This window comes from Vicinamibacteria bacterium (assembly GCA_035620555.1).
Taxonomy (GTDB): domain Bacteria; phylum Acidobacteriota; class Vicinamibacteria; order Marinacidobacterales; family SMYC01; genus DASPGQ01.
In genome coordinates, this window is record DASPGQ010000603.1 from 1 (window position 1) to 2131 (window position 2131).

Genomic DNA, 2131 nt, shown 5'->3' on the forward strand with positions numbered 1-2131 from the left:
GTCTCCTGACCGCCATCGGTGGAGGCGAGAAAGAGGTCGCGGTCGCCGGCGCCGCTTCTCGAAGGCAGGTCGTAAACCACCGTGTAGCCGTCGGGCGAGAGGCTTACCTGGAAGGGTGTCGCTGACTCGAAGGTGAGCACGGTTCTCGTGGGACTTCCATCGAGGGGAACGATCGCGAGCTCCGAGCGACTGCGGTCGTTCGACAGGCCCACCAGGACGCTCCTCGCGTCGGGCAGGAACCCGAAGACATCCAGATTCTCGACATCTTCATTCCGGAGAACGATCCGCGGGCCAGATCCGTCGATCCCGATCACGCGGAGGTCGAAGAAGTCCCCCTGAGCGGACCAGGAGTAGGCGACGCTCTCGCCGTCGGGCGAGATGCGCGAGCTGAACGCGTGCTCGGGCGACTCTCCCCAGGAGACCTTCGACGTCAAGACCCGCGCTTCACCTGTCTCCAGGTCGAGAAGAGCGAGGTTTCCTGCTTCGCTCTCGGTGAATGGGAGGTATTTCCCGTCCGCAGACGGTCCACCTCCCCAGAGGAGCACGTCTGATGGATCGGCGACCTCCCTCATGACCGTCCCAAGGGCCGTGTTGGGCAGGAACTGGAGACTCCAAAGCGCCAGAGAAACACCGAGAAGAGCGGCGACAGCGACCGCCATCTGCTTCCAAGGGACCTCGGGGCGGCGTTCGCCATCTTCGGCCTCGAGCGCTGGATGGCGGTTGTTCCACCACGCCTCGAGCTCGGATCGGTAGGCGTAGACCGACGGGAGCCGGTTGTGCATGTGCCGGTGAACTGGCATGCCCTCACGCTTCTCCCACCTCTGGACGGTGGTGACGTCCCGCTTGAGGTAGGCGGCGATCTCTTTCCAGGAGTCGAGTCGCTCTTGGGGCTGCATCGGGTCAAGAAGCGGCACGAAACCGCTCTTTGCGGCACTTTACCGCTTGAGGCCGCCGGCGCGGTTCCCTAGTCTTCCTCGAGAGAAGGAGGTCTCCATGTTGCGAATTGCCACCGCGGCGTTTCTCGGCTCGATTCTGCTCACTGGCGGGGGGCCCGTCAGCGACCCTCTGGTCATCACGTTCACGGGAGGAAACTTCGAAAGCGACGATGGCGCGTACTCCCACGGAGTCGCCGGAGTCGTGGCCTATCTCCCGGGAACGGGGAACATCGTTCTGGACCCGGACGGGGACGTCAAAGGGAAGAACGCACCGCGGCGTTCGGTCAAGCTGAACCTCACGGGAAGCTCGGACGGACCGCTCCCTCCCCGCGTCTACGATACGTACTTCATGGCTCTCAATGCCGTCGGTCTGGATTGTCTGGGAAGCCCGTCGGCTACGTCTCCGAGGGATTTGGCCCTGAATGAGTGCATCCAGACGGGCGTCGCGGTCAACGACATCGAGGGGAGCGGATATCTGCTCCGTTGCGGCCAATCGGGAGCGGACCTCGACACCGTCGGGGTGACTTGCGAAGTCGTAGACGCCGGAGCGTGTCAGCAGTGGAGTGTGGAATCGGGTGCGACGTTGCACTGTGCCCTCTTCCGCTCGCAAAGGAACAAGATCGTGCGGACTCATGACGACCCGTACGACGTGCCGTTCATCGCAACCGTCGTGCGACAGTGATCAAAAGCTCGCCTTGACGCCGACCATCAACCGCCTCGGGGTGAGAAAGTCGCGTCCCTCGCCGAAGTTTTCGGCGTAGTAGTTCGTGTTGGCTACTCTCTGGGGCGAAACGTCGTTGAGGGCGTTCAGCAGATCGAAGAGGATCTCGATTCTTCTTCCGTTTCCAAGGGAGAACGGTTTCGAGAGACGCAGGTCGAGAATTTCCTCGGACGGCATCCTCCGGGCGCCCCGAGGCTCGATGTTCACCGCCCTCGGGCCCTGAGGAAGCCGGACGAGCGCCTTCGCCGCCCAGGGAGTTCCGGTCAGGTGCTGGTAGCTCGCACCCAAGTAGATTCCGACCTTCGGAATCTCGGTGCTCCCGAGGACGCGGAACATGTGGGTGCGGTCGTTGGGAAGGTTCCCTTCGGCGTTGATGAGATCGTTCGGGTCCCGCCCGAGAGCAGTGAAACCTCCCGAGCTGTTCTGATCGGCGCCCGGTGCTCGGAAGCTCGCCGCCTGAAGACCGCGCGATTCC

3 protein-coding genes are annotated in these 2131 nt (G+C 63.2%); 1 reads left to right on the forward strand and 2 read right to left on the reverse strand.

Annotated elements, in window-relative coordinates; translation table 11 throughout:
• On the reverse strand, positions 1 to 914 hold a 914-nt coding region (locus VEK15_24670; protein ID HXV63918.1), incomplete at its 3' end, for a hypothetical protein.
• A gap of 79 nt (positions 915 to 993) precedes the next feature.
• Between VEK15_24670 and VEK15_24675 the strand changes: the two genes are divergently transcribed.
• Positions 994 to 1617 (forward strand): hypothetical protein, encoded by a 624-nt coding sequence (locus VEK15_24675; GenBank protein HXV63919.1) that lies wholly within the window; start codon positions 994 to 996, stop codon positions 1615 to 1617.
• Here VEK15_24675 and VEK15_24680 read toward each other — a convergent pair.
• On the reverse strand, positions 1618 to 2131 hold a 514-nt coding region (locus tag VEK15_24680; GenBank protein ID HXV63920.1), incomplete at its 5' end, for a hypothetical protein.